Annotated in this window: 2 protein-coding genes; both read left to right on the top strand. The window is 34.1% G+C overall.

Annotated features, from left to right (window positions below):
- A partial coding sequence (locus B2S90_RS06220; RefSeq protein WP_286696730.1) for a DUF1349 domain-containing protein occupies nucleotides 1-339 on the top strand: 339 nt, incomplete at its 5' end.
- Nucleotides 340-597: 258 nt separating this feature from the next.
- A partial coding sequence (locus B2S90_RS06215; RefSeq protein WP_286696729.1) for an acyl-CoA dehydratase activase-related protein occupies nucleotides 598-3,731 on the top strand: 3,134 nt, incomplete at its 3' end.

The following is a 3,731-nucleotide window of genomic DNA, read 5'->3' as shown; positions in this document are numbered from 1 at the left end:
AAAGGTTCTATAGAATATGAGAATAAAGACTTTCAGCACCTTGGAAGTGTTGTAACTAACCATGGTTATTCAGATTGGGCAACCACAGAAATTCGTGCAGATGTAAAGAAAATGTGGTATCGCTTAAGTAGAAGAGAAGATGATTATTGTATAGAGTGTTCAGTAGATGGTGTGAAGTTTTCTCAAATGCGTGTTTGCCATCTTCATGAAGGTGGAGATAAGATTCGCTTTGGAGTATATGCCTGCTCACCCGAAGAATCATCTTTTAAAGCTGTATTCAAGCATATGCAGATTATGGAATGTCAGTGGCAGGCACATGATGGTCAGCAGCCAGACTAAGTGATTGGTATTGTATAGAAATGATGAAGAGGAGGATGTTAAGGAAGAATTTCAGTCCTGTTTTCCTCCTTTTTTATATTTTAAGTTTAATCCTCATGTTACTGAGATAAGCCTTGTACTTTTCCTTACAAATAGTTAAAATTTGTGTATTTATCATTATATTTTATGATTTTATTATGCAAAGAACTAGATTATTTCTTAAAATTCGTTTAATATAGGTTCGATATAATACACAAAAAAAGAGAAGGATGTGGAAATATGAAATATTATTTAGGAATTGATGTAGGATCTACAACTGTAAAACTCTATTTGACAGATGAGAATGATAAATGCTTGTTTTCTAAGTACACAAGACATTTCTCAGATGTTAGAAAAACAATCTATGAGTTATTAATTGAAGTAAAGAACCAGATGGGTGATATTGATTTGTATCCTGTTATGACTGGTTCAGGAGGTTTATCTCTTGCAGATAAGCTTGGTATTTCTTTTATACAGGAAGTTATTGCATGTACAAAGACAGTAGAAACATATATTCCACAAACTGATGTTGTTATAGAGCTTGGTGGAGAAGATGCCAAGATCACTTATTTCGAAGGACAGCTTGAACAGCGTATGAACGGTACTTGTGCAGGAGGTACTGGGGCATTTATTGACCAGATGGCTACTTTATTAAAGACTGATGCTGCTGGTTTAAATGAATATGCGAAAAACTATAAGACAATCTATCCTATCGCATCACGTTGTGGTGTCTTTGCGAAAACAGATATTCAGCCTTTAATTAATGAAGGTGTATCTAAAGAAGATATTGCGGTATCTATTTTCCAGGCAGTTGTCAATCAGACTATTTCTGGTCTTGCCTGTGGTAAACCTATTAGAGGGAATGTTGCATTTTTAGGTGGTCCACTTTATTTCATGGATCAGTTAAGAGAACGTTTTATTGAAACATTAGGTTTAACTGAAGATGAAATCATCTTCCCACAGAACTCACAGCTATTTGTTGCTATGGGTGCATGTTTAAATGCGAAAGAAAAGGTAGAAAGTCCATTAAATATCTCTAAGATTATTGAAGACTTAGAAGGTCTTTCAGACTCCCCTACAGAACTTACAAATGTCTTAGAACCATTATTTAATGATGAAGCAGAATTAAAAGAATTCAGAGAAAGACATTTTACCCATATCACTAAGAAAAGAACACTTAAGAAATATAAAGGTAAAGTATTCTTAGGTATCGATGTTGGCTCTACAACATCTAAGATCATCATGACTGATGAACAAGGTGCTATTTTATATTCTTTCTATAGTTCTAATGAAGGAAATCCATTACAGTTGATCATGAGTCTGATGAAGGAAATTTATCAGATGCTTCCAGAAGGATGTTATATTGCGAAAGCCGGTGTTACTGGTTATGGTGAAGCCCTTATTAAAGCTGCTTTAAAGGTGGATATTGGTGAAGTAGAAACAATTGCCCATTATACTGCCGCAAAAGCCTATGAACCTGATGTAGATTTTATTCTTGATATTGGTGGTCAGGATATGAAGGCTATTACTATTAGAGATAACGTCATTCAGAACATTTCATTAAATGAAGCATGTTCTGCAGGATGTGGTTCATTCTTAGAGACATTTGCAAAATCATTAGGTTATAAGATTGAAGAATTCGCAGAACTTGCATTAAAGTCTAAACACCCTATTGATTTAGGTTCTAGATGTACAGTATTCATGAACTCAAAGGTAAAACAGGCACAAAAAGAAGGTGCTTCAGTAGAAGATATCAGTGCAGGTTTATCTTATTCAGTTATCAAGAATGCGTTATTTAAAGTTATTAAACTAAGAAGTAAAGAAGATATTGGTAAGCATGTTGTTGTACAGGGAGGTACTTTCTATAACGAAGCTGTATTACGTGCATTTGAAAAAGAAACAGGTATTGAAGTAGTAAGACCTGATATCGCAGGATTAATGGGTGCTTATGGTATGGCCCGTATTGCGATTGAAAATGATGACAATGAACCTTCTACTATCCTTTCATTAGAAGAAATAGAAGCACTTGACTATGATACAAAGATTAGAAACTGTGGTAAGTGTACAAATAACTGTATGTTAACTATTACATCATTCAATGATGGTAGAGAATATATTTCAGGTAATAGATGTGAAAGAGGAGCCAACCTTCCAATGACATCTAAGAAGTTACCTAACCTCTATGATTATAAATATGGTCGCATCTTTGGTTATAAATCACTTTCTAAAGATGATGCAAGAAGAGGAGAAGTCGGTATTCCTAGAGTACTTAATATGTATGAGAACTATCCATTCTGGCATACATTCTTTACTCAGTTAGGCTTTAGAGTTGTTTTATCAGCAAGATCTTCTAAGAAGATTTATGAAAAGGGTATTGAATCTATTCCATCAGAAAATGCCTGTTATCCAGCAAAGATTTCTCATGGACATATTGAAAACCTAATTGAAAGAGGTATTCCTTTTATCTTCTATCCATCAGTAGCATATGAAAGAAAAGAATATGAAGATGCAGGTAATAACTATAACTGTCCAGTTGTTGCTTCTTATCCAGAAGTTATTAGAAACAATGTAGACAGCTTAGAAGAACACAACGTGAAATATAAGAACCCATTCCTATCTTTAAATAACCCTAAAACATTATTTAAGGTAATGAAGGAATCTTTAGCTGAATATGATATTTCAGATAAAGAAATGCATAATGCGATTGATAAGGCTTATCAGGAATTAGCACGTGCAAGAAAAGATATTGAAGTTAAGGGTCAGGAAGCATTGGAATGGATGCATAAAAACCATAAGAAGGGTATTGTCCTTGCAGGACGTCCTTATCATGTGGATCCAGAAATCAATCATGGTATTGCCAGCTTAATTACAAGTGAAGGTTTCTGTGTATTAACAGAAGATTCTGTATGTAATTTAAATAAAGAAAACTTAGATTTACGTGTAGTAGACCAGTGGACATATCATTCTAGACTTTATCGTGCTGCTGAATTCGTAACAACTCAGCCAGATCTTGAACTTATCCAGTTAACATCATTTGGATGTGGATTAGATGCAGTTACAAGTGATCAGGTGGCTGAATTATTACAGGCAAGAGGTAAGATTTATACACTTATTAAGATTGATGAAGCCTCTAACTTAGGACCAATCAGAATCCGTATTAGATCACTTAAAGCAACAGTAAAGAAGAAAGACAATACTGTACACTTAGAAAATAAATATGAATCTGAAAAAGTATCATTCACACAAGAAATGAAGGATGATAGATGGACTATTTTATGTCCTCAGATGTCTCCTATTCATTTCCAGTTTGTAGAGACTGCAATGAATTCTGAAGGTTATAACTTTGTGGTATTACCTTCAGTAGATAAAGAAGC

Source organism: Catenibacterium sp. UBA627 (assembly GCF_002299355.1).
GTDB classification, from domain to species: Bacteria; Bacillota_I; Bacilli_A; order Erysipelotrichales; family Coprobacillaceae; genus Catenibacterium; species Catenibacterium mitsuoka.
Note: the sequence above shows the minus strand (reverse complement) of the source record. Positions and strands in the feature narration are given on the sequence as shown.